Genomic DNA, 25434 nt, shown 5'->3' with positions numbered 1-25434 from the left:
AAGAGAAATGAGTAAGGAAAAAGTCATTTTAGCCTATTCAGGTGGATTGGATACATCAGTTGCTATTACATGGTTAAAAAAAGACTATGATGTGATTGCTGTTTGTATGGATGTGGGTGAAGGAAAAGATTTGGAGTTCATCCATGATAAAGCTCTCAAGGTTGGGGCTGTAGAGTCTTATGTCATTGATGTTAAGGAAGAATTTGCTAATGACTATGTTTTAGTGGCCCTTCAGGCTCATGCCTACTATGAACAGAAGTATCCTTTGGTATCTGCTCTGAGTCGCCCTCTTATTTCAAAAAAACTCGTTGAAATAGCTCATCAGACAGGGGCAACCACAATTGCCCATGGTTGTACAGGTAAGGGAAACGACCAAGTTCGGTTTGAAGTCTCTATCGCAGCTTTGGATCCCAATCTAAAGGTAGTTGCGCCTGTTCGTGAGTGGAAATGGTCTCGTGAAGAAGAAATCCAATATGCCAAAGAAAATGGCGTCCCAGTTCCAGCTGACCTTGACAATCCTTACTCTGTCGATCAAAATCTTTGGGGACGTGCAAATGAATGTGGTGTTCTGGAAAACCCTTGGAACCAAGCGCCAGAAGAAGCATTTGGAATCACATCTTCTCCAGAAGAGGCTCCAGACAGTCCAGAATTTATTGACATTGAGTTTAGCTGCGGGGTGCCTATCTCCCTCAATGGAGAGAAGATGAAAGTGGCTGCTTTGATTCAAAAGCTAAATGAAATTGCGGGCAAACACGGTGTCGGTCGTATTGACCATGTGGAAAATCGCCTAGTCGGTATTAAGTCAAGAGAGATTTATGAGTGCCCAGGCGCTGTGACTTTATTGGCCGCTCATAAGGAGATTGAGGACTTGACTCTTGTGAGAGAAGTGGCTCATTTCAAACCTATTATCGAAAATGAATTGTCCAATCTCATCTATAATGCATTGTGGTTTAGCCCAGCAACTCAGGCTTTGATTGCCTATATCAAGGAGACACAGAAAGTTGTCAATGGAACTGCAAAAGTTAAACTCTATAAGGGGAATGCTCAGGTAGTGGCTCGGAAATCTCCAAATTCTCTTTACGATGAAAATTTGGCGACTTATACTAGTGCGGATACTTTTGACCAAGATGCGGCTGTTGGATTTATCAAGCTTTGGGGGCTTCCGACTAAGGTTTATTCAGAAGTTCAGAAAAATGTTGAGTAGTGACGCGATAGAAAGGGACGACAGGATATGCCGAAAAATACAAAATTATGGGGTGGTCGATTTGAAGGCACTGTGGAAGATTGGGTAGAGCAGTTCGGTGCGAGTATTTCCTTTGATCATCAGCTGGCAAAATTTGATTTGATGGGTTCCCTAGCTCATGTTCAAATGCTAGGACAGACTGGCATTTTGAGCTTGGAAGAGGCAGAGCAGATCCAAGATGGTCTGAAAGCTTTGTTGCGAGATTTAGAGGCAGGAGAGCTTCATTTTGATATTGCAAATGAAGATATTCATATGAATATGGAAGTGTTGCTGACAGAGAAAATCGGTCCTCTGGCTGGGAAACTACATACGGCTCGTTCTCGGAATGACCAAGTCGCAACGGATATGCACTTATATCTAAAGGAGCAGCTTGGGCATGTTTTGGATAAGTTGGCGAATCTGAACAGTGTTTTGCTGGATTTGGCTGAAAAACATGTGGAAACCATCATGCCAGGCTATACCCATTTGCAGCACGCCCAACCGATTAGTTTTGCCCACCATCTCATGGCTTATTACAATATGTTCCAAAGGGATAGCGAGCGCTTTGCATTTAACTTGAAACATACGGACCTGTCTCCCCTGGGTGCGGCTGCTTTGGCGGGGACAACATTTCCAATCAATCGTCAATTATCGAGTGATTTATTGGGCTTCCAACAACCCTATACCAATTCCTTGGACGCAGTGAGTGACCGTGATTTTATCTTAGAATTTCTGTCAAATGCCAGCATTTTGATGATGCATATGAGCCGTTTTTGTGAAGAAATCATCAATTGGTGCAGTTTTGAGTATCAGTACATTAGCTTGTCTGATAGCTTTTCAACAGGTTCATCTATCATGCCCCAGAAGAAAAATCCTGATATGGCCGAATTGATTCGAGGGAAGACAGGACGGGTTTACGGGCACTTGCTTGGACTATTGACCGTCATGAAATCTTTGCCTCTGGCCTATAATAAGGATTTGCAAGAGGACAAGGAAGGCATGTTTGATACAGTAGAAACGATTTTAAATTCTCTGGATGTGTTGGCAGGTATGCTATCGAGTATGCAGATTAATAAGGCCAAAATGCAGCAATCCACAGAGAATGATTTTTCGAATGCGACCGAACTGGCAGATTATTTGGCAGAAAAAGGTCTTCCCTTTAGAGAAGCGCATGAAATAGTAGGGAAATTGGTTCTAGACTCTATCAAGCATGGTAAAAATATCCAAGATTGGGATTTGAAGGAGTTGCAAGTCTACCATCCCTTGATTGAAGAGGATATTTATATCTACTTGCGCCTAGAAACCGCTGTTCAGAGACGGAATTCCTTAGGAGGAACCGGCTTTGAGCAAGTGAAATACCAGATAGAACAAGCGAAGAAAGAACTTAAAGGGGAAAATTGATTCATTTGCAAAGTATGAAAGAGAGGCTGAGATGATTTATCAGCCTCTTTCTTGTCTTCTCCAACCAAGCGTGTTATAATGAATACTGCTCAAGCGACCTTCAATCGTTGAAGCACACACGACCTTCAATCGTGAACTAGTCATTTCGTTTATCTTTTATTACGTCGTTAACTCGTCTTACCTAACTCGAGTTATGCCTGCGACTCGTTGCCTATCATATTTTCATTTTAAGATGATAGGCTAAAATGGTCTCCCAGACCATTTTACTCCTAAAAGCAAACGAAAAGACTATACTTAAAGAAATTCTATTGAAAGTCATAATGAATAGAATTTTGAAGGGTATGAATAAACGAATAGATGGGAGACCTACCATGAGTGATAACTCTAAAACACGTGTTGTTGTGGGGATGAGTGGTGGTGTTGATTCGTCGGTGACGGCTCTCTTGCTCAAGGAGCAGGGCTACGATGTGATCGGTATCTTCATGAAGAACTGGGATGACACAGATGAAAACGGCGTCTGTACGGCGACCGAAGATTACAAGGATGTGGCTGCGGTGGCAGACCAGATCGGCATTCCTTACTACTCTGTCAATTTTGAAAAAGAGTACTGGGACCGCGTTTTTGAGTATTTCCTAGCGGAATACCGTGCAGGGCGCACGCCAAATCCAGATGTTATGTGCAACAAGGAAATCAAGTTCAAGGCCTTTCTGGACTATGCGATGACCTTGGGTGCAGACTATGTAGCGACTGGGCATTATGCTCGAGTGGCGCGTGATGAGGATGGCATCGTTCACATGCTTCGTGGCGTGGACAATGGCAAGGATCAGACCTATTTCCTCAGCCAACTTTCGCAAGAACAACTCCAAAAAACCATGTTCCCCTTGGGACATTTGGAAAAGCCTGAAGTACGAAAACTAGCAGAAGAAGCAGGCCTTGCGACTGCTAAGAAGAAAGATTCGACAGGGATTTGTTTTATCGGAGAAAAGAACTTTAAAAACTTTCTCAGTAACTACCTGCCAGCTCAGCCTGGTCGTATGATGACTGTGGATGGTCGCGATATGGGTGAACATGCAGGCCTTATGTACTATACAATTGGTCAGCGTGGCGGTCTCGGTATCGGTGGCCAACACGGTGGTGACAATGCGCCTTGGTTCGTTGTCGGAAAAGACCTCAGCAAGAATATCCTCTATGTCGGCCAAGGCTTCTATCATGATTCGCTCATGTCAACAAGCCTAGAAGCCAGTCAAGTCCACTTTACTCGTGACATGCCAGAGGAATTTAAACTAGAATGTACGGCTAAATTCCGCTACCGTCAGCCTGATTCTAAGGTGACTGTACATGTCAAAGGAGACAAGGCGGAGGTCGTCTTTGCAGAGCCACAACGCGCGATCACACCAGGGCAGGCAGTTGTCTTTTACGATGGCGAAGAGTGTCTAGGTGGCGGTTTGATTGACAATGCTTATCGAGATGGACAGGTTTGTCAGTACATCTAAGATTTTCTAAGAGGAAAGAGAATGTTTCAGTTTTTTAAGAAAAAAACGGCTAAAGAAGAGAAAAAAATGAGTCTCTCTGACTATAAGAAAGAGTATTTGAGAGAGAAAACGACAGAGTCGATTGAAGCCTTGTTCAAGGAATTGAAACGAGCTAAAGTCTGGGTCCCCTTCAATGCATCTCTGATGGATGGGGGTGACGGACAAGAAGGTGCTCGCCTAAAACCGGATATTCTGCGAAAGGGAGACGACTACTTTTATCCTTGCTTCATAGAAATTCAGGACATTCCCAAGGACTATTATGACCGATTTTCTTGGTTGCAATTGCCTCTTACGGACTGTTTATTTGCTGCGGAAGAGATAGGGGAGTTTCCGGTGAGAGGGATTGTTTTAGATGCTTTCGCTGACTCGGTTGAGATTGACAAAGGAGCTTTTGAAGCGATTCGCCAATCATAGTACATTTAGATTGACAAATTTTCTCAATTTGCTACAATAATAAAAGCAATAGAAATGATGGTCAAAGCTCATGGATGTTGCAGGCTTTTTTGTCCTGCACTTCTTACGAGTTTTGACTGTTTTTGTGTCGTTTAAGGGAAAGGATAAAAATGACTCAACAAGACTTTCGGACAAAAGTAGGAAATACGGTTTTTGGTGTTCGGGCGACAGCCTTGATTCTTCAAAATCGCAAACTCCTAGTTACCAAAGATGAGGGCAAGTATTACACTATCGGCGGTGCCATCCAAGTCAATGAAAGAACGGAAGATGCGGTAGTCCGCGAAGTGAAGGAAGAACTGGGTGTCAGAGCTCAAGCTGGGCAGCTAGCTTTCGCGGTTGAAAATCGTTTTGAACAAGACGGTGTTTCCTATCACAACATCGAATTTCATTATCTAGTTGATCTACTGGAGGATGCCCCATTGATCATGCAGGAAGATGAAAAAACGCAGCCCTGTGAGTGGATTGATTTGGATAAACTCCAGAATATCCAGCTAGTTCCAGCCTTCTTAAAAACAGCCCTGCCGGATTGGGACGGGCAACTAAGACACATTCATCTTGAAGAATAGGAGAGAAAATGACTTATAATTTTACGGAAGAATACGATATTATTGTAATCGGTGCGGGACACGCTGGGGTTGAGGCTTCCTTGGCTGCAAGCCGTATGGGTTGTAAGGTCTTGCTTGCGACTATCAACATTGAAATGCTGGCTTTCATGCCATGTAATCCCTCTATCGGAGGTTCTGCCAAGGGGATTGTCGTGCGTGAAGTCGATGCCCTCGGTGGTGAAATGGCTAAAACCATTGACAAGACTTACATCCAGATGAAGATGCTCAACACTGGGAAAGGTCCAGCTGTCCGTGCCCTTCGTGCGCAGGCTGACAAGGAGCTTTACTCTAAGGAAATGCGCAAGACAGTTGAAAATCAAGAAAATCTGACCCTTCGTCAAACCATGATTGATGAGATTTTGGTGGAAGATGGCAAGGTTGTCGGTGTGCGTACGGCGACCCATCAAGAGTATGCTGCCAAGGCTGTTATCGTGACGACAGGGACTGCACTCCGCGGAGAAATCATCATTGGAGATCTAAAGTACTCATCAGGTCCTAACCACAGTCTAGCTTCGATCAACCTAGCTGATAATCTCAAGGAATTGGGACTTGAAATCGGTCGTTTCAAGACAGGAACTCCTCCACGTGTCAAGGCTTCCTCTATCAACTATGATGTGACAGAAATCCAGCCAGGAGACGAGACACCAAATCACTTCTCATATACTTCACGTGATGAGGATTATGTCAAAGACCAAGTGCCATGCTGGTTGACCTACACTAATGGTACTAGTCATGAGATTATCCAAAACAACCTCCACCGTGCGCCTATGTTTACAGGTGTGGTCAAGGGAGTGGGACCTCGTTACTGTCCGTCAATTGAAGATAAGATTGTGCGCTTTGCGGACAAGGAACGCCACCAACTTTTCCTTGAGCCAGAAGGGCGCAATACAGAGGAAGTTTATGTTCAAGGCCTATCAACCAGTCTGCCTGAGGATGTCCAACGTGAGCTGGTTCATTCCATCAAAGGGTTGGAAAATGCAGAGATGATGCGAACAGGTTATGCCATTGAGTACGACATGGTCTTGCCACACCAGTTGCGTGCGACTCTGGAAACAAAGAAAATCTCAGGACTCTTTACTGCTGGTCAGACAAATGGAACGTCAGGTTACGAAGAAGCTGCTGGCCAAGGGATTATCGCTGGTATCAATGCGGCTCTAAAAATCCAAGGCAAGCCAGAGTTGATTTTGAAGCGAAGCGACGGTTATATCGGGGTGATGATTGATGACTTGGTGACCAAGGGAACCATTGAACCCTACCGTCTCTTGACCAGTCGAGCTGAATACCGCCTCATCCTCCGTCATGACAATGCCGATATGCGTTTGACTGAGATGGGACGCGAGATTGGTCTTGTGGATGATGAACGTTGGGCTCGCTTTGAAATCAAGAAAAATCAATTTGACAATGAGATGAAGCGTCTAGACAGTATCAAACTAAAGCCGGTCAAAGAAACCAATGCCAAGGTTGAGGAGATGGGCTTCAAGCCGTTGACAGATGCGGTGACAGCCAAAGAATTCCTTCGCCGTCCAGAAGTTTCTTACCAGGATGTGGTGGCCTTCATCGGGCCAGCTGCAGAGGACTTGGATGACAAGATTATCGAATTGATTGAAACAGAGATCAAGTACGAAGGCTATATTTCCAAAGCCATGGACCAGGTTGCCAAGATGAAACGCATGGAAGAAAAACGCATTCCAGCCAATATTGACTGGGATGACATTGATTCTATCGCAACAGAAGCTCGCCAGAAGTTCAAACTTATCAATCCAGAAACTATCGGCCAAGCCAGCCGTATTTCGGGAGTAAACCCAGCAGATATTTCTATTTTGATGGTGTATCTTGAAGGTAAAAATCGTAGTATTTCTAAAACTCTTCAAAAATCAAAATGATACGTCGTCGGCTTCGGCTCACCTAACTCAAGTTATGCTTTCGCCTAGCCTTCTAGTCTGATTTCGATTTTTATTGAGTTTCAATCTCAAAAGAAAGCATAGAAAAAACAGCTCCGAAGACGGGGCTGTTTTGTTGACTTGTACTCAATGAAAATCAAAGAGCAAACTAGGAAGCTAGCCGTAGGTTGCTCAAAGCACTGCTTTGAGGTTGTAGATAGAACTGACGAAGTCAGTAACATATATACGACAAGGCGAAGCTGACGTGGTTTGAAGAGATTTTCGAAGAGTATTATTCTTCATCTGGTGTGAGGATCATAGGGATGATAATCGGTTCACGTTCGGTGTTTTCATAGAGGAAAGGACGAATAGCGTTGACAATGGCACCATTGACAGATTGGATACTAGCATCCTTGTTTTTTAATGCGATACGAATAGCATTGAAGAGGATGCGCTGGCTTTGGCGAATCAAGTCGCCAGATTCTCTCATGTAGACAAAGCCTCGGCTGAGGATGTCTGGACCAGACAAGATCATTTTAGACTTGAAGTCAACAGTTGCGACTGCTAGAACGACACCGTCTTCGGATAGATCACGACGATCTTTGAGGACAGCAGCGCCGATTTCACCGATACGATTTCCATCAACATAGATGTCTTGGGCGTTGAAATGGCCTGCGATACGAGCTGAGTTAGCAGTAAGAGCAAGCACATCACCATTGCTCATGATAAAGATATTGTCCTTTTCAACACCAGTATCCACCGCTAGTCCAGCGTGGACTTTCTGCATGCGGTATTCACCGTGGACAGGCATGAAGTATTTGGGCTTGATCAAACGGAGCATGAGTTTTTGCTCTTGCTGACCACCGTGTCCAGAGGTGTGGATATTGTTAATCTTTCCGTGGATAACTTCGACACCAGCTTCTGAGATGATGTTAATCAACTTGTTGACGCTAGTAGTATTTCCAGGGATTGGGCTAGAAGAGAAGATAACGGTATCGCCGGGTTGGAGTTGCACCTGACGGTGAGTTCCATTAGCGATACGAGAGAGAGCTGCCATCGGCTCACCCTGACTACCTGTACAGAGGATAAGAACCTCGCCTGCAGGATAATCTTTGATTTCATTTGGCTCGATAAAGGTTCCCTTAGGAGCTTTGATGTAGCCAAGCTCGATCCCGTTGACAATGGCCTTTTCCATAGAACGACCAAAGACAGCAATCTTGCGTCCAGTCTTAACAGCAGCATCTGTTGCTTGCTGGAGACGGAAAATGTTTGAGGCAAAGGATGCAAAGATGATACGTCCTTCAATACCTTGAATGATCTTCATGATAGACTGACCAACGACTTTTTCAGAGTTGGTAAAGGTTGGTACTTCCGCATTTGTCGAGTCAGAGAGGAGACAGAGCACACCATCTTCCCCAAGGGCAGCCATCCGGTGCAAGTCTGCAGGTTCTCCAACTGGAGTGAAGTCGAACTTAAAGTCACCCGTACAAACGATTTTCCCTTGAGGAGTATGAATGACAATCCCCAAAGGTTCTGGAATAGAGTGAGTGGTTCTAAAGAAAGTTGCCTTGAGATTTTTAAAGGTCAACTCAGTGTTGTGGTTGATTTCGTAAAGTTTAGCGTTGCGCAAGAGACCGTGTTCTTCAAGTTTCCCACGGATCAAAGCCAAGGCAAGTGGTCCAGCGTAGATAGGGACATTTGCTTGCTTGAGCAGGAAGGGAATCCCACCGATGTGGTCCTCGTGTCCGTGTGTAATCAAGACAGCCTTGACGCGGTCGATATTGTCCACGATGTAAGAGTAGTCAGGGATAACGTAGTCGATACCCAGCAAGTCATCTTCTGGGAATTTAATCCCAGCATCGACGATGATAATTTCGTCTTGGTATTCAATTCCGTAAGTGTTTTTCCCGATTTCTCCCAGACCACCGATGGCAAAAACGCCGACTTCTTCAGGTTTAAGAGTGTAGGCCATATTAGAACTCCGTAATCTCGAAAGCGCCAGTTTCTTTTTCGTAATCTAGCAATTTGTCAGACAAGAGTTCGATAAATTCGATATTGTACTCTGGGCGGTTTTCTTCGACAAGTTGGCGAGCAGCGATACGGCCCTCAAGTTCTGAGCTAGCATCGATGTCTAGGTAGAGTGAGCGTGTTGTTTCACGACGTGGGCTACGTTCTTTTGTTTCTTGATAAAAAACTTTGTAAATCATATAGTTCCTTTCTATTTACAGGTCAGCTTATTCCAAACTTTTAGCAGAGATTTGCTTGATTTCATTCCATTTTGTGTCTAGATTGACCTTGATTCGTTACAATTATTTCAATTATACCACAAAATGAAAAATTAGTAAAAGACGGAAAATGAGAAAGTAGGGAGGGAAAGAAGAAGCAAAAAGATGAGTAGGGCTTGGTCAGAGAGCTCTTAGGTGTTATAATAAAAAGAGAAAGGGAAGTTTATGGACGGGAATATTCCCTATAGCTTTTAAAACAAGGAGGATTAAGAATGTTTAGTTTGTTTGAATTTGCAGTAGGGGTTCGCCTCTTGATGTTTGTTATTTTTGTAGCCTGTGTCTATGGGGGAAATGCCTTGTTTGCGCATCTGGAACACCGCAAAACAAAATTCCTTTGGAAGCTTGCTTTTGTGACGCTCTATTCAATTTTTCTCCTCCTTGTAACCTATGTTGTCTGGTTTGTTTTTTACTTCGGTTTAAATGCTTAAGCTCCAGTACTCATCTAAATATAGAGAAAATCCACCTCATCTTGATAAAGGGGGGGCGGACTTTTCTATTTTCAGGTGATATCTTAATTCTTACGATCATGATTTCTTGCATCGAAAATCGAGTTAAAGCATATATGACTTATCCAAACTTCTTATAGCGATCCTCTCAAATTCCTTGTTTACTCATATATTCGGAAAAGATACAATTTTTTTGCCTTCCTCTTTGTCTAAGTGGCAGGGCTTTTTATTTGGGGAGAAAGAAAATTCCCATGTGTCAGCTTTTGTAGTATAATAGTAAACAGACAAAAAGAGATGTGGAAATAGAAATAGCAAGATGGAGTGGAGTGCTTACTAAAAGGTAAAGAAAAGCCCTTGACCGAAGTCAAGAGCCGTCAAACACTGGGGGGCGAATTGTTCAATCGCATTTTCAGTTCTTTAGAAACCAAAGTTTCAGGGATAGCACTGCAACCCGAAGAGTCAACGACTCAACCTGATTTTCCTGCCAATGTTCAATTATATTTTAACATTGACGGTTAAAAGAGTCAATGGATTCGCCATCTTTACGCCCCTCTTTTTTCTCAGCAAAAATCGAGTTGAAACATAAAAAGAAAATAATGCAAACAGATAAATCAAATAGTAAACAGACAAAAAGATAGGAATGTGTTATGAAAGTATTAGCTTTTGATACGTCCAGCAAGGCTCTTTCTCTAGCCATTTTAGAGGATAAGCAAGTTCTTGCCGAGACTATGATCAATATCAAGAAAAATCACAGTATTACCCTCATGCCTGCCATTGATTTTTTGATGGCTAGTCTGGATTGGACACCCAAGGACTTGGATCGCATCGTGGTGGCAGAGGGGCCTGGTAGCTATACAGGTTTGCGAATTGCGGTAGCAACTGCCAAGACCTTGGCTCATACCCTGAACATTGAGTTAGTTGGGATGTCTAGTCTATTGGCTCTGGTGCCACGCCAAAAAGAAGGTTTGGTGGTTCCTATCATGGATGCGCGTCGTAACAATGTCTATGCAGGCTTTTATGAAAATGCCAAGCCAGTCTTGCCAGAAGCGCATCTGTCTTTTGCGGAAGTGCTAGAGCAGGTCAAGGATGCTGAGCAGGTGACCTTTGTCGGAGAAGTTGGAGCTTTTGTGGAACAGATCCAAGAACAACTACCACAAGCCAGCTACCAAGAAACCTTGCCAAATGCAGCTAATCTAGCTCTTTGGGTCTGGGACAAGAAAGCAGACTCCTTGCACGACTTTGTGCCAAATTACCTCAAGCGTGTCGAAGCCGAGGAAAACTGGCTCAAGAACCACTCCGAGTCTGGCGAGTCCTACATTAAACGCCTATGATAGAGATTAAACGAATTCAAGGACAGCCTAACCTGGCGCAAGCCATCTATGCTGTTATGGTAGATGTTTACCCAGTTAGTCCGTGGGCGCTGGAACAAATCCAAGCAGACCTATCCCAAGATCAGACCTGGTATGCATTGGCTTATGATGGGGTAGAAGTGATTGGATTTCTAGCAATTCAAGAGAATCTCTTTGAAGCGGAAGTCCTGCAAATCGCTGTCAAAAAAGCCTATCAGGGTCAGGGAATTGCGTCAGCCTTATTTGCTCAATTGCCGACAGATAAGGAGATTTTCCTCGAAGTGAGAAAGTCAAACCAACGAGCGCAAGCATTTTACAAGAAAGAAAAGATGGTGGTCATCGCTGAGAGAAAGGCCTACTACCATGACCCAGTCGAGGACGCCATTATCATGAAGAGAGAAATAGATGAAGGATAGATATATTTTAGCATTTGAAACATCTTGCGATGAGACCAGTGTCGCTGTCTTAAAAAACGACGACCAGCTCTTGTCCAATATCATTGCTAGTCAAATTGAGAGCCACAAACGTTTTGGGGGCGTAGTGCCAGAAGTAGCCAGTCGTCACCATGTCGAGGTTATTACGGCCTGTATTGAGGAGGCGCTAGCAGAAGCAGGGATTACCGAAGAGGACATAACAGCTGTGGCGGTTACCTATGGACCGGGCTTGGTTGGAGCTCTGCTAGTTGGTTTGTCAGCTGCCAAGGCCTTTGCTTGGGCGCATGGCTTGCCACTTATCCCCGTTAACCACATGGCTGGTCACCTCATGGCAGCTCAGAGTGTGGAGCCTTTGGAGTTTCCTTTGTTGGCACTCTTGGTCAGCGGTGGGCACACAGAGTTGGTCTATGTTTCTGAGGCTGGGGATTATAAGATTGTTGGGGAAACGCGGGATGATGCAGTTGGTGAGGCCTATGATAAGGTCGGCCGTGTCATGGGCTTGACCTATCCAGCAGGTCGCGAGATTGATGAGCTAGCTCATCAGGGGCAGGATATTTATGATTTCCCTCGTGCCATGATTAAGGAGGACAATCTAGAGTTTTCATTCTCAGGTTTGAAGTCTGCCTTTATCAATCTTCACCACAATGCCGAGCAAAAGGGAGAAAGCTTGTCCAAGGATGACCTGTCAGCATCTTTCCAAGCAGCAGTCATGGATATTCTCATGGCAAAAACCAAGAAGGCTTTGGAAAAATATCCTGTTAAAACCCTAGTCGTGGCCGGTGGCGTGGCTGCTAATAGAGGCCTCAGAGAACGTCTGGCAGCCGAGATCACAGATGTCAAGGTTATCATCCCACCTCTACGCCTTTGCGGAGACAATGCAGGTATGATTGCCTATGCTAGCGTCAGCGAGTGGAATAAAGAAAACTTTGCAGGCTTGGACCTCAACGCCAAACCAAGCCTCGCCTTTGATACTATGGAATAAAGAGTCAGCTTGAGGCTGGTTTTTTAACTACAAAAAATGTCAGAATATTTTGACAAATCTGTAAGAATGATGATATAATATGTAAAAATTAGGAGGTGGTCAGATGATTGAGAGAATGGAATTGGGAGAATTTTACAAGGAATTGCGCCTGGCGAGGAAACTCAAACAGTCAGATGTAGCATGTGATGGACTGACAGCATCCCAGTTATCCAAGTTTGAACTGGGACAGTCTATGCTGTCTGCAGATAAACTGATACTAGCTATCCAAGGGATAAATGTGACCTTCGATGAGTTTGGACACAAGCTTAATAATTATCAGGAATCCCCACATATGCGATTTGGACGAAAGGTTGTAGATCATTTTGCCCATCAAGATATAGCTGGCTTAGAGAAATTATTAGAGGAAGTCGAGCAAGAACAGATGGCGCAGACCTATCGTCGTTTGAATGCTATTGTGATTAAAGATGCCATTCATTCCTTGGATAAAAACTATCTGCTAGAAGAGGAAGATAGCGAGTTTTTAACTACTTATCTCTATGCTATCGAGTCTTGGACCTGGTTTGAACTCTATCTTTTTTGCAATACCATGCCTTTCTTAAGTAATCAAGATCTAATCTTTTTATCAACCTCTTTACTTGAAAAATCCAAGGAATTTAAAGAGTTAGTACACAATCAATTGTATATGAAAAGTGGTTATCTTAATATCATCTCAGAGCTCATGGAGCGCAAACTTTTTTCCTATATCCCGATCTTTGAGGCCGAGTTGGAGAGTATGCTCCGGCCATATGATGTTTTTGAGAAAGTATCATTGCAGTTTTTAAAGAAGATGAGTGTATTCCTTCAAACTAAGGGAAGCAATCAAAAAGAGATTGAACACTTTATCCAATCTCTGCAAGTATTAGAAAATCCCCAATTAACAGCCCTTTTTGAATTGCGTTTGCAGCAATACAAAGAGCTTATCGATTAGTCCACAATCGCAAATGAGAGATTTCTATGAGAAAAAATGTCAAATATGCGATTTACTAAAATGTGGTGATTTCCGTGTTATACTATCCTTATTTCATAATATAGGAGAAAATAGAATGAAAAAGATAATCTCACGTCACTACTTTATTATGGCTTTTCTACTAGTTATTGCTGACCAGAAGTTCAGTGGTCTAGTTTTACGTAGCAACCTTGTTACTGGTCTATCTGACTTTACCTATTATCTGTCGGATATGATGTTGAATTTTCTTGTGGTTTTATTTGCTCTTATTGCTATGATTTGGTCGGGAAAATGGCAACAAATCAACAGTAGAAAGTTTAAAGGTTCCTATCTTTTTTATTCCTTTTTAGCTCTTCTTGCTTTTGTTATTTGGAATTTCGTTACATTTTATCTTTTCCCATCTACCAAAAATGAAATTGCTTATCAACTGGATGTCCCTACTTTTACAGGAGCTACAGCATTTTTGATGTATTTTTTCTATCCTGTAATTGCAGGTCCCATTTTTGAAGAGATAATCTATCGTGGGTTGGTGATGACCGCTCTGGAAAAAGGAAAGAAATGGGGACTGGATGTGCTCGGTTCGGCTATTTTATTCGGGGTCTTGCATATTAGTAATCATGGTTGGGTCTTGACAGACTTTTTCGTATATATGGGTGGCGGTCTCATATTTGCAGTCTTATTTAGAGTGACAAAGTCCATTTATTGGCCTATTGGACTGCACATAGTCTACAATGGCATTGGTCAAATTTTACCGTTGCTGTAATTTTAGGTGCTCAGCAATATTGGTCTATTCTTGGGGAAAAGTTCCCATTTGAATTCAAAAAGGAGTTGCGATGAAAGTATTTATTCAAAATAGAGATTTTAGGCAATTAACCATCAACCAGTGGATTTCAACGGTTGGGGATACGATTTTTTATCTTGCTTTTTTGAATTATGTGGCAGACGCTTCGTTTGCCCCCTTGGCGATTTTACTCATTACGATTTCAGAGACTGTTCCTCAAGTTCTGCAAATCTTTATGGGAGTTTTGGCTGACTTTCAACATTATCGTGTTCTAAAGTATACGGTTATTAGTTTTGTCAAATTTGTACTTTATTCTATAGTGGCACTTTCGCTTTCAGGGCAGTCCTTTTCCTTATGGCTCGTATTCTTTATTTGTTTAATGAATCTCTTGTCGGATACATTGAGTTACTTTTCAGGAGCCATGCTAACTCCTATTTTTATAAGAATCATTGGGAAAGAACATCTGACAGAAGCTATTGGCTTTAAACAATCAACAGTTAGTTTAGTTCGGACAATCAGTAATATTCTAGGAGGGGTTTTACTAGGAATTCTTTCCATTCAGTTTATTTCCTTGCTAAACGCTCTGACGTTTCTGATAGCATTTGTAGGTATTCTTCTCATAAAAAATGATCTTTTGAAAGTTGAAAAAACAATTAGCTATCAAGAAGGTCTTTCTATAAAATCGTTTTGCCAGCATTTGTTCCAATCATCGAAATTGATCTGGAATATGGATAGAGTGATCTTCATTTTGTTTATCGTCTCTATCAGCCAAGCTGTGATCAATGTCACTGTTCCTATTTCGACTCTTTTTTTAAGAAACCAACCGTTTTTGAATTTACAAACTGGTCAATCACTCGCTTTGTTATCAACACTAGAATTGTTAGCACTTATTGTCGGAAGCCTTGTAAGTGGCTATCTGAAAAATACAATTTCTATAAAAACAGCTCTATACGCTTCGGTCGTCATCCAGTTACTCCTTCTAGTAGGATTTGCCACAGTTCATTTTGGTTTGATTCTGCTTTTCAGCTCCTTGGATGCCTTCATCGCAGGGTTACTCTCTCCTAGATTGCAAGAACTCGTCTTTAAACAAATACCTGAGGAGTCAATGGGAGCGGTTCAATCCTCTATTGGTGCTATTACGGTTGTTTTACCAAGTCTATTCACAATCGTTTTTGTAACGATTGCTACAAGTTTTGGAACCCTAGCGGTCAGCTTTATTCTATTGCTATTACTCCTAACCGCATTTGTCATGCTCTTGAATATTCGTGAGAGCATTTAGTAGGGAACTTTGATTTAATTTTTGTTCATATGATAAGGCTGGCTTCCCAGTCTTTTTTTATCTCCAATATCTAATAATAGTCCTTGTTCAATTCCTTGTTACCTTAAATGAAAAAGTAATTTTAAAATCAATCACGGAATCCGACTCTATCAAAGTTTGTCAATCATAGAGTTTTTTTGTATAGTAGAAATATGAGATTTACAAAAATAATCAGTAGTTTGCTTGCTCTTGGAGCTTTACTCATGCTTTTATCAGCTTGCCAGAATATCAAAAAGACACAACTGGTCTTGTTTGAATCCCTTTCGTTCGGTATGTCTCCTAAATCTTTTGAAGAAGGATTTGGAAAGGCAAGCGAGGTGGAGGAAGAAAAGGAAACGGCCTATCGCGACACTTGGCGTGCAGAAGACCCATATTTCTATAAAACAGGTCGCCTTTTCTATCACTATGAGCAGATTACTTTGAAAGGCTATCCAGGCCGAGCGACCTTTACATTTTCAAAATCGCATCGTTTGGAAGAAGCGACAGTTCATATTCCTGTAACTTCAAAGGTGGAGCAGAAAGTAGTGCTTAACAATCTATCCCAGACTGTAAAAAAAGAACTGGAAGAACTCCCAGATTACCAGTCCATGACAACTGATACAGTAGGCCTCTATGATGACGGTTATCGCTACAAGGTCAAGTTGAAGGGACAACAGTGGGAACTCTGGGTGGATGTCTATCCAACAGAAAATAAATATGCTACAGACACAGAAACCGATAAGTATACTATCCGAGTGGATCAATTTCTCATGTATCCATGATGCTTCCTCTTCAGCACTTTTTCTGGCAATAGGTTTCGAATCCGAAACTTTTTTCTCTTCTTTGAATATGTTATAATAGTCCGTGCTGTGGCTGTGATGACGAACAGCCGCAATTGGAGAGAATATGAGGAGAAGGATGAAAGAAAAAGGATTTTGGGAAGGTGTTCAGGCGGCCATGCCGACTGCTCTTGGCTATGTCAGCATTGGTCTAGCCTGTGGGATTATTGGTGCGCCTTATGTGACACCTGTTGAGATGGGCTTGATGAGCCTCTTTGTTTATGCTGGGAGTGCCCAGTTTGCCATGTTGGCACTGATTGCGGTACAAGCGCCTGTGGCAGCCATTGCTATGACAGTTTTTTTGATCAACTTGCGACTCTTTTTGCTGAGCTTGCATGCATCGACCTATTTCCGTCATACTAGTCTCTGGCAAAACATCGGTATGTCTAGCCTCTTGACTGATGAGACCTATGGAGTTTTGATGGGCGAATTAGCCCATACAGACAAAGTCCATCCTATGTGGATGCACGGGAACAATCTCAATAGTTATGTAGCCTGGTTTATTGGGACAGTGGCGGGGACAGCTTTAGGTGGCCTTCTTCCAAATCCTGAAGTCTTTGGCTTAGACTTTGCCCTTGTTGGGATGTTTATCGGGATTTTTACTTCGCAATTTCAGATTATGCAAAGACGGGTTCCTGTACGGAATCTGCTGCGGATCCTAGCCGTTGTTGCGGTGTCCTTCTTTTTGCTCTTGACAGTAGTGTCTCAGTCGCTAGCTGTTTTGTTTGCGACCTTGCTAGGTTGTACCATGGGGGTGGTCTTAGATGGTCAGTAAATATCTTTTGTTAGCCGTTATCTTTTCAGGCCTAGTGACTTGGATTCCCCGTATGATTCCCTTCATCTTGGTTAAGTACAAGGGGTTGCCAGCTATCGTTGAGCGGTTTTTGAAGTTCTTGCCTGTTTCCATTATCTTTGCCTTGATCCTTTCAAGCGTGGTGACTGGAAAGGTTGGCAGCCTTCCCCAGATCAAATGGCTGGACTTTTTAGCAGTCTTTCCAACGGCTTGGATAGCCTTTCGCTACCGCAATCTAGTGGGTACGGTTCTTTTTGGAGTGGTCTTGATTGCAGTCTTGCGTCTAGTCTTTTAGTCAGCCATAAAAAAAACCTATCACCGAGATAGATATCATATAATGGCGAAAAAAAATATTTTCTGTTAAGATAGTAAAGTATTCTATTTTGGAGGAAATGACATGAAAAAAATCGTCAAATATTCATCTCTGGCTGCTCTAGGACTTGTTGCCGCAGGTGTACTAGCAGCTTGCTCAGGTGGAGATAAGAAAGATACTGCAACTAGTGAAGCAGCATCTGGTAAGAAAGAAATTATCGTTGCAACCAATGCTTCACCAAAACCATTCAACTACGAAGAAAATGGCGAGTTGACTGGTTATGAGATTGAAGTAGTCCGTGCTATCTTTAAAGACTCTGACAAATACGATGTCAAGTTTGAAAAGACAGAGTGGTCAGGTGTCTTTGCAGGTCTTGATAGCGACCGTTATCAAATGGCTGTGAACAATATCAGCTATACCAAAGAACGTGCTGAAAAGTACCTTTATGCAGCTCCAACTGCTAAAAACCCTAACGTTCTCGTTGTGAAGAAAGACGACGACAGCATCAAATCACTTGATGACATCGGAGGTAAGTCTACTGAAGTCGTTCAAGGGACAACATCAGCTAAACAGCTAGAAGATTATAACAAACAACACGCTGACAATCCAACGGTTCTTAACTATACCAAAGCTGATTTCCAACAAATCATGTCTCGTTTGAGCGATGGTCAGTTTGACTACAAGATCTTCGATAAAATTGGTGTTGAAACAGTTATCAAGAACCAAGGTTTGGACAACTTGAAAGTCATTGAACTTCCAAGCGACCAACAACCTTACGTTTACCCACTTCTTGCTAAAGGTCAAGATGAGTTGAAATCATTTGTAGACAAACGTATCCAAGAACTCTACAAAGACGGAACTCTTGAAAAATTGTCTAAACAGTTCTTCGGGGACACTTACCTCCCAGCAGAAGCTGATATTAAATAGTCGTATGAAATCATCCAGTCTGAGAAAGGCGGATGATTTCTCAATTTTTAGGTATATAGTTTCAAACTATATGTCTGCCTATCTAATAACAATTTGCTAATTCAAATAAAGTATGAGATACTATTACGGTATTATTTTTAAAGGAGAAAGAATCATGAAAATTAAAAAATGGCTCGGTGTAGCAGCTCTTGCTACAGTCGCAGGTTTGACTCTTGCAGCTTGCGGAAATTCAGAAAAGAAAGCAGACAACGAAACAGTTGTCAAAATTGCAACAGTTAACCGTAGCGGTTCTGAAGAAGCGCGTTGGGATAAAATCCAAGAATTAGTTGAAAAAGATGGAATTAAATTGGAATTCACAGAGTTCACAGACTATTCTCAACCAAATAAGGCAACTGCTGATGGCGAAGTAGACTTGAATGCTTTCCAACACTACAACTTCTTGAACAACTGGAACAAAGAAAACGGGAAAGACCTTGTAGCGATTGCAGATACCTACATCTCACCAATCCGCCTTTACTCAGGTAAAAATGGGGAAGAAAACAAGTACACTAAAGTGGAAGAAATCCCAGATAACGGTGAAATCGCCGTACCAAACGATGCAACAAACGAAAGCCGTGCGCTTTACTTGTTGCAATCAGCTGGTTTGATCAAATTGGATGTTTCTGGAACTGCACTTGCAACAGTTGCTAACATCACAGAAAATCCAAAGAACTTGAAGATTACTGAATTGGACGCTAGTCAAACAGCTCGTTCATTGTCATCAGTTGATGCTGCCGTTGTAAACAATACCTTCGTTACAGAAGCAAAATTGGACTACAAGAAAGCACTCTTCAAAGAACAAGCTGATGAAAACTCAAAACAATGGTACAACATCATTGTTGCGAAAAAAGATTGGGAATCATCACCTAAGGCTGATGCTATCAAGAAAATTATCGCAGCTTACCACACTGATGAAGTGAAAAAAGTTATCGAAGAAACATCAGACGGTTTGGACCAACCAGTTTGGTAATAAGACACAGGGAGGTGGGAGAGAGTTTCCACCTCTTACTTTTGTATAGAGAGTTGATTTTAAAGAGGCACTTGTGGTCGTTCTGAGGACGCAAGTACGTAGTAGAAAGAGAGAGAGAAAATGGTTTTTCCTAGCGAACAAGAGCAGATTGAAAAATTTGAGAAGGATCATGTGGCCCAACATTATTTTGAAGTCTTGCGCACCTTGATTTCCAAGAAATCAGTTTTTGCCCAGCAGGTTGGACTCAAGGAAGTCGCAAACTATCTGGGTGAGATTTTCAAGCGTGTAGGAGCTGAAGTCGAGATTGATGAGAGCTATACGGCTCCCTTTGTCATGGCGCATTTCAAGAGCTCGCGTCCGGATGCCAAGACCTTGATCTTCTATAATCACTATGACACCGTGCCAGCGGATGGCGACCAGGTGTGGACAGAGGATCCTTTTACCCTTTCTGTGCGAAATGGTTTTATGTATGGACGTGGGGTTGATGACGACAAAGGCCACATCACAGCTCGTTTGAGTGCTTTGAGAAAGTATATGCAGCACCATGATGACCTGCCTGTCAATATCAGCTTTATCATGGAAGGGGCAGAGGAGTCTGCTTCCATGGATCTAGATAAGTATTTAGAGAAACACGCAGACAAACTTCGTGGAGCGGACTTGCTAGTCTGGGAACAAGGGACAAAGAACGCCTTGGAACAGCTGGAAATCTCTGGCGGAAACAAGGGAATTGTAACCTTTGATGCCAAGGTAAAAAGTGCTGATGTGGATATCCACTCGAGTTATGGTGGTGTCGTGGAATCAGCTCCATGGTATCTTATCCAGGCTCTAAGTAGCCTACGTGCAGCAGATGGACGTATCTTAGTAGAAGGCTTGTACGAGGATGTTCAAGAGCCAAATGAACGAGAACTAGCCTTGGTAGATGCCTACGCCCAACGCAATCCTGAGGAAATCAGTCGCATTTATGGCTTGGAATTGCCTCTCTTACAAGAGGAACGTGCAGCCTTTCTAAAACGGTTCTTTTTCGAGCCAGCCCTTAATATCGAAGGGATTCAGTCAGGTTATCAAGGGCAAGGAGTTAAAACGATTTTGCCAGCAGAAGCCAGTGCTAAGCTTGAGGTTCGTTTGGTTCCTGGTCTAGAACCGCATGATGTTCTGGAAAAAATTCGGAAACAGCTAGACAAAAATGGCTTTGATAAGGTAGAATTATACTATACCTTGGGAGAGATGAGTTATCGAAGCGATATGAGCGCGCCGGCCATTCTCAATGTGATCGAGTTGGCCAAGAAATTCTATCCACAGGGCGTCTCAGTCTTGCCGACCACAGCGGGGACAGGACCGATGCATACGGTCTTTGATGCCCTAGAGGTACCAATGGTGGCCTTCGGTCTAGGAAATGCCAATAGCCGAGACCATGGTGGAAATGAAAACGTGCGAATCGCCGATTACTACACCCATATTGAATTAGTAGAGGAGCTGATTAGAAGCTATGAGTAGAGATATTATCAAGTTAGATCAGATTGATGTGACTTTTCACCAAAAGAAGAGAACCATCACAGCGGTCAAGGATGTGACCATTCACATCCAAGAAGGGGATATCTACGGAATCGTTGGATATTCTGGAGCAGGGAAATCCACTCTTGTACGGGTGATTAACCTCTTGCAAAAGCCATCTGCTGGGAAAATTACCATTGATGACGATGTGATTTTTGATGGTAAGGTCACTCTGACGGCAGAGCAGTTGCGTCGGAAACGTCAAGACATTGGGATGATTTTCCAGCATTTCAACCTGATGAGCCAAAAGACAGCAGAGGAAAATGTAGCCTTTGCCCTCAAACACTCTGGACTCAGCAAGGAAGAAAAGAAAGCTAAAGTAGCTAAGTTGTTGGACTTGGTTGGCTTGGCGGATCGTGCTGAAAACTACCCTTCACAACTATCTGGAGGGCAAAAACAGCGTGTGGCCATTGCGCGTGCCTTGGCAAATGATCCAAAAATCTTGATTTCAGACGAGTCAACGTCTGCCCTTGACCCTAAGACAACTAAGCAGATTTTGGCCTTGCTACAAGATTTGAACCAAAAATTAGGCTTGACCGTTGTCCTGATTACACACGAAATGCAGATTGTCAAAGACATTGCCAACCGTGTGGCGGTCATGCAGGATGGCCGTTTGATTGAAGAAGGAAGTGTTCTTGAAATCTTCTCAGACCCTAAACAACCTTTGACACAGGACTTTATCTCAACAGCTACAGGTATTGACGAAGCCATGGTTAAGATTGAGAAGCAAGAAATCGTAGAACATTTATCTGAGAACAGTATCTTAGTGCAGCTCAAGTATGCAGGGGCTTCGACAGACGAACCACTTTTGAATGAATTGTACAAGCGTTACCAAGTAACGGCTAATATCCTCTATGGAAATATCGAAATTCTCGATGGCACTCCTGTTGGAGAATTGGTTGTGGTCTTGTCAGGTGAAAAAGCAGCACTAGCAGGTGCTCAAGAAGCCATCCGTCAGGCTGGTGTGCAGTTAAAAGTATTGAAGGGAGGACAGTAAAATGACAGAGTTGATTCAAACTTACTTACCAAATGTCTACAAGATGGGCTGGGCTGGTCAGGCAGGCTGGGGAACGGCTATCTACCTAACTCTTTATATGACAGTTCTTTCCTTCATCATCGGAGGATTCTTGGGGCTGGTGGCAGGTCTTTTCCTCGTCTTGACAGCGCCAGGTGGTGTCTTGGAAAATAAGGTTATCTTTTGGATTTTGGATAAGATTACCTCTATTTTCCGTGCGGTTCCTTTCATCATCCTCTTGGCAATCATGTCACCACTCTCTCACTTGATTGTGAAGACGAGCATTGGGCCAAATGCAGCCCTTGTCCCCCTTTCTTTTGCAGTCTTTGCCTTCTTTGCCCGTCAGGTGCAGGTGGTCTTGGCTGAACTAGATGGCGGTGTCATTGAGGCGGCGCAGGCTAGTGGAGCGACCTTCTGGGATATCGTGGGTGTTTACCTATCAGAAGGTCTTCCAGATTTGATTCGTGTGACGACAGTGACCTTGATTTCCCTTGTTGGGGAAACAGCCATGGCGGGAGCAGTTGGTGCTGGTGGTATCGGTAACGTAGCCATCGCTTATGGATTTAACCGCTACAATCACGATGTGACTATCTTGGCGACTATCATTATCATCTTGATTATCTTTACAATCCAGTTCTTGGGAGATTTCTTGACCAAGAAATTAAGTCATAAATAATGGGAGGAGTTCAACGGGACTCCTTTTTGTTTTCTCACCGAACTGCAAGAAGGATAAAGCTTCTTTTTAGAAATATGCTATAATAAACAAAGGTCCCCAATTAGCAAATCAGAAAGTTTGCTGTAGAAGGGATGATAATGTAAAGGAGTTTGGCTGGTATGAATTATTTTGAGGGGAATGATTTTTTCCTTCTCTTATTTGTAGTTTTACTGATTAGTTTTGTGGTAAACTTTTTTGAAAAACGTAAAGACTACTATATTTTGGCGCTCTCCCTCTTATTTGCAGGAGCTATCTATGGTAAGAGTCGAGCGATGATTGTCTATTTGCTCGCCTTTATTGTTTACCAGTATTTTCTGGTTTTTCTAGCACAGCGGATAGAGGCAAAGTGGCTGAAATCACTGGTTTTCCTTTCCATTCTTCCTTTGGTAATCAATAAAGTCTTTGCCCTGACTTCTCTGCATTTGTTGGCCTTTATTGGAATTTCTTACATGTCCTTTAAGACCATTCAGATCATGCTAGAGATATCGGATGGCTTAATCAAAGAAAAAATCAGTGCAAAAGATTATCTACAGTTTTTGCTCTTTTTCCCAACAGTTAGTGCTGGTCCAATTGATCGGAGTAGGAGATTTTTAAAAGAGATGAACGAGGTCATGCCACGAAAAGAGTATCTAGAGTTAGCAGGGGACGGTGTGTATCGTATAGTTCTAGGCCTCCTTTACAAGATTGTTTTATCAACCTATGTTTACCAGATGCTACTCGCTCTAAATAATACGGACATAGTCGTTTACTCAATCAAGTATATGTACCTCTATACCTTGTATCTGTTCTTTGACTTTGCAGGCTATAGTCTAATGGCCGTTGGAAGTAGTAATATTCTAGGTATTCAGACACCGATGAACTTTAACAAACCTTTCTTGAGTGTCGATATCAAGGATTTTTGGACCAGATGGCATATCACCTTGTCGACCTGGTTGAGAGATTTTGTATTTTCAAGAGTATTGATGCAGGTTATCAGGAAAAAATGGTTTAAAAATAGACTACACAATGCAACCTATGCCTATATGGTCAATATGTTGGTCATGGGTTTTTGGCATGGTCTTAGTGTTAGTTACATTGTCTATGGTTTTTATCATGGTGTCTTGATGGCTGGATTTGAAGTGTATCAAAAGAAAAGCAATTTTTATAAAAAAAATAAAAACAAAAACTGGTATAAGCTACTAAGTTGGTTTGTGACCATGAATTTGGTTATGATTGGTTTCTTTATCTTTTCGGGTGAACCCTATAAAATCTTACTGACGACTTTAAAGAGATAAGAGATTGAGAAGAAATCGGACAGATCGAAGGGATAGGATAAAACGAGATGATTAAATTAAAAGCATTTTTACTATCGCTTGTGCTCGTAATTGCGACGCTTGCCCTTTTAAATGTGACGTATGTCAAGAAGATTGATGATTATTATAAAGTCAAGGATAACAGTATTCGTTATAACACCTCGTATGAAAAGTATAAAAGTAGAGATATTCTAACAAGCAATATCACCCCCAATACACTGGTTCTAATGGGTTCCTCAGAGTTGGTTGCGACGATAAATGAAGACTATCATCCAAATAAAATTTTTAACTACAACGATTTTAATATCATGCAGATTGGGACTAGTTATTCTCAAAACATCATTCAGGCTACGACCTTGGGCTCTATTGAAGGATCAATGAGTAAGCGAAAAGTAGCTATAGTAGAGTCGGTTCAGTGGTTTGAAAAAGATGGGACCCATCAAGATGCCTTTTTGAACAAGGCTTCTCAGGAACATATTTTTCACATGCTAGATAATGACAAGATTAGTAAAGAAACGAAAGAAAAACTAATCAATCGCATTATCGAGATTACCAAAGGAAACAAGCAACAAAACGACATCTACAAAAAATATAAAAGTTATTTCATAGATGGAAAAGGAACCATTGTTGATAAAAAACTATTAGAGTTAGATAACGCGATGTATTCCTTTAAGCTCAAACGAAAATTTTATGAAAATCATGAGAAATCAGATTATCCTTCACTAGGAGACAAAACCCCAGACTATGATTGGGAAAAGATGACGGCTCAGTTTGTGGAAGAGGTCAAAAGGAAAACAGACAATAATGACTATGCTGTTGATAATAACTACTACAATACTTACTTAAAAGATCGCTATGCATCGCTAAAAGATTCCAATAAAGATTTGAGCTACCTAGAGTCACCTGAATATTCAGATATGGAACTTTTCTTGACGGTTGCTAAAGAATTGGGCATTGAAGTTGAGGTTATTATTTTCCCAGTAAACGGGAAATGGAACGACTACACTGGTGTCTCAAGAGAGATGCGAGAAAAAACTTATAAAAAAATAGAAGATGTCGCAAAAAGCCATGGTGCAACCGTATTAAACTATGGAAACAGAGAGTATGATGATTACTTTTTATTTGACGTGATGCACGTTGGAGTGAAAGGATGGATGGAAGTTGAAAAAGAACTTTACAAATTTGCAAACCAAGCTAACTAACACTCATCGATTAATCTTGTGGACACTTTTTTTCTATACGGTTATCTTGAGCATCGTGATTTACTGTTTTGTGACCGATTTTTCGAATATTCAAGAATTTATCTATAGTGAATTCTAAGATTGTAT

General features: G+C 42.1%; 25 protein-coding genes. 23 read left to right on the top strand and 2 right to left on the bottom strand.

Annotation, left to right across the window (positions count from 1 at the left end; translation table 11 throughout):
* The first annotated feature begins 7 nt into the window (after positions 1-7).
* From DG474_RS09065 to mnmG, 6 genes are all read left to right on the top strand, one after another.
* Complete coding sequence (locus DG474_RS09065) at positions 8-1204, top strand: argininosuccinate synthase (RefSeq protein WP_000031904.1); 1197 nt, start codon at positions 8-10, stop codon at positions 1202-1204.
* Between the two features lie 27 nt (positions 1205-1231).
* Positions 1232-2623: an argininosuccinate lyase gene (argH, locus tag DG474_RS09060; protein ID WP_255778170.1), complete on the top strand. Its 1392-nt coding sequence runs from the start codon at positions 1232-1234 to the stop codon at positions 2621-2623.
* Between the two features lie 371 nt (positions 2624-2994).
* A complete protein-coding gene (gene mnmA / locus DG474_RS09055; protein ID WP_255778969.1) occupies positions 2995-4116 on the top strand; it encodes a tRNA 2-thiouridine(34) synthase MnmA in 1122 nt (373 codons plus the stop codon).
* Positions 4117-4137: 21 nt separating this feature from the next.
* A complete protein-coding gene (locus DG474_RS09050) occupies positions 4138-4569 on the top strand; it encodes an SseB family protein (protein ID WP_000485108.1) in 432 nt (143 codons plus the stop codon).
* Positions 4570-4718: 149 nt separating this feature from the next.
* Positions 4719-5174, top strand: a complete 456-nt coding sequence (locus tag DG474_RS09045; protein ID WP_000193650.1) for an NUDIX hydrolase — start codon at positions 4719-4721, stop codon at positions 5172-5174.
* 8 nt (positions 5175-5182) lie between these two features.
* Positions 5183-7096 (top strand): tRNA uridine-5-carboxymethylaminomethyl(34) synthesis enzyme MnmG, encoded by a 1914-nt coding sequence (gene mnmG, locus DG474_RS09040; protein ID WP_255778169.1) that lies wholly within the window; start codon positions 5183-5185, stop codon positions 7094-7096.
* A gap of 289 nt (positions 7097-7385) precedes the next feature.
* On the opposite strand, the gene rnjA is transcribed toward mnmG, so the two are convergent.
* Both rnjA and DG474_RS09030 read right to left on the bottom strand, forming a co-directional pair.
* Positions 7386-9065, bottom strand: coding sequence for a ribonuclease J1 (rnjA, locus tag DG474_RS09035; RefSeq protein ID WP_255778168.1), 1680 nt, complete (start codon positions 9063-9065; stop codon positions 7386-7388).
* Between the two features lies 1 nt (position 9066).
* The gene (locus tag DG474_RS09030; RefSeq protein WP_000639585.1) at positions 9067-9300 is read right to left on the bottom strand and encodes a DNA-dependent RNA polymerase subunit epsilon; all 234 of its coding nucleotides are present in this window, start codon (positions 9298-9300) and stop codon (positions 9067-9069) included.
* A 290-nt stretch (positions 9301-9590) separates the two neighbouring features.
* Between DG474_RS09030 and DG474_RS09025 the strand changes: the two genes are divergently transcribed.
* From DG474_RS09025 to dltD, 17 genes are all read left to right on the top strand, one after another.
* On the top strand, positions 9591-9806 hold the full coding sequence (locus tag DG474_RS09025; protein WP_255778167.1) for a hypothetical protein: 216 nt from the start codon (positions 9591-9593) through the stop codon (positions 9804-9806).
* A 665-nt stretch (positions 9807-10471) separates the two neighbouring features.
* Positions 10472-11155, top strand: a complete 684-nt coding sequence (tsaB, locus tag DG474_RS09020) for a tRNA (adenosine(37)-N6)-threonylcarbamoyltransferase complex dimerization subunit type 1 TsaB (RefSeq protein WP_255778166.1) — start codon at positions 10472-10474, stop codon at positions 11153-11155.
* Entirely contained in the window at positions 11152-11589 is a 438-nt protein-coding gene (gene rimI / locus DG474_RS09015) for a ribosomal protein S18-alanine N-acetyltransferase (RefSeq protein WP_255778165.1), read from the top strand. Before tsaB ends, rimI begins: the two co-directional genes overlap by 4 nt.
* Complete coding sequence (tsaD, locus tag DG474_RS09010; RefSeq protein ID WP_255778163.1) at positions 11579-12589, top strand: tRNA (adenosine(37)-N6)-threonylcarbamoyltransferase complex transferase subunit TsaD; 1011 nt, start codon at positions 11579-11581, stop codon at positions 12587-12589. Before rimI ends, tsaD begins: the two co-directional genes overlap by 11 nt.
* A 103-nt stretch (positions 12590-12692) precedes the next feature.
* Complete coding sequence (locus tag DG474_RS09005; protein ID WP_255778162.1) at positions 12693-13556, top strand: XRE/MutR family transcriptional regulator; 864 nt, start codon at positions 12693-12695, stop codon at positions 13554-13556.
* A 115-nt stretch (positions 13557-13671) separates the two neighbouring features.
* Complete coding sequence (locus DG474_RS09000; RefSeq protein ID WP_000720887.1) at positions 13672-14337, top strand: CPBP family intramembrane glutamic endopeptidase; 666 nt, start codon at positions 13672-13674, stop codon at positions 14335-14337.
* A 70-nt stretch (positions 14338-14407) separates the two neighbouring features.
* Positions 14408-15634, top strand: a complete 1227-nt coding sequence (locus DG474_RS08995) for an MFS transporter (RefSeq protein ID WP_255778161.1) — start codon at positions 14408-14410, stop codon at positions 15632-15634.
* Positions 15635-15825: 191 nt separating this feature from the next.
* Positions 15826-16434 (top strand): hypothetical protein, encoded by a 609-nt coding sequence (locus DG474_RS08990; RefSeq protein ID WP_049489438.1) that lies wholly within the window; start codon positions 15826-15828, stop codon positions 16432-16434.
* Between the two features lie 136 nt (positions 16435-16570).
* Positions 16571-17266, top strand: a complete 696-nt coding sequence (locus DG474_RS08985) for an AzlC family ABC transporter permease (RefSeq protein WP_000659754.1) — start codon at positions 16571-16573, stop codon at positions 17264-17266.
* Positions 17256-17579: an AzlD domain-containing protein gene (locus DG474_RS08980; RefSeq protein ID WP_044021513.1), complete on the top strand. Its 324-nt coding sequence runs from the start codon at positions 17256-17258 to the stop codon at positions 17577-17579. Before DG474_RS08985 ends, DG474_RS08980 begins: the two co-directional genes overlap by 11 nt.
* A 102-nt stretch (positions 17580-17681) precedes the next feature.
* Positions 17682-18524, top strand: a complete 843-nt coding sequence (locus DG474_RS08975) for an amino acid ABC transporter substrate-binding protein (protein WP_000724967.1) — start codon at positions 17682-17684, stop codon at positions 18522-18524.
* A gap of 154 nt (positions 18525-18678) precedes the next feature.
* A complete protein-coding gene (locus DG474_RS08970; protein WP_000694533.1) occupies positions 18679-19533 on the top strand; it encodes a MetQ/NlpA family ABC transporter substrate-binding protein in 855 nt (284 codons plus the stop codon).
* A 120-nt stretch (positions 19534-19653) separates the two neighbouring features.
* Positions 19654-21027, top strand: coding sequence for a M20 family metallopeptidase (locus DG474_RS08965; RefSeq protein WP_070656856.1), 1374 nt, complete (start codon positions 19654-19656; stop codon positions 21025-21027).
* Positions 21020-22081 carry a methionine ABC transporter ATP-binding protein gene (locus DG474_RS08960; RefSeq protein WP_042903024.1) on the top strand — a complete coding sequence of 354 codons (1062 nt, stop codon included), beginning with the start codon at positions 21020-21022 and terminating at the stop codon, positions 22079-22081. Before DG474_RS08965 ends, DG474_RS08960 begins: the two co-directional genes overlap by 8 nt.
* Position 22082: 1 nt before the next feature.
* The gene (locus tag DG474_RS08955) at positions 22083-22775 is read left to right on the top strand and encodes a methionine ABC transporter permease (protein ID WP_000137507.1); all 693 of its coding nucleotides are present in this window, start codon (positions 22083-22085) and stop codon (positions 22773-22775) included.
* A 158-nt stretch (positions 22776-22933) separates the two neighbouring features.
* Entirely contained in the window at positions 22934-24088 is a 1155-nt protein-coding gene (dltB, locus tag DG474_RS08950; protein ID WP_255778158.1) for a D-alanyl-lipoteichoic acid biosynthesis protein DltB, read from the top strand.
* Positions 24089-24135: 47 nt separating this feature from the next.
* The gene (gene dltD / locus DG474_RS08945) at positions 24136-25308 is read left to right on the top strand and encodes a D-alanyl-lipoteichoic acid biosynthesis protein DltD (RefSeq protein WP_049519240.1); all 1173 of its coding nucleotides are present in this window, start codon (positions 24136-24138) and stop codon (positions 25306-25308) included.
* Positions 25309-25434: the final 126 nt, after the last annotated feature.

It is taken from the genome of Streptococcus oralis, from assembly GCF_024399415.1.
Lineage (GTDB): Bacteria > Bacillota > Bacilli > Lactobacillales > Streptococcaceae > Streptococcus > Streptococcus oralis_CS.
This window is presented reverse-complemented; position numbering and strand designations above follow the sequence as displayed.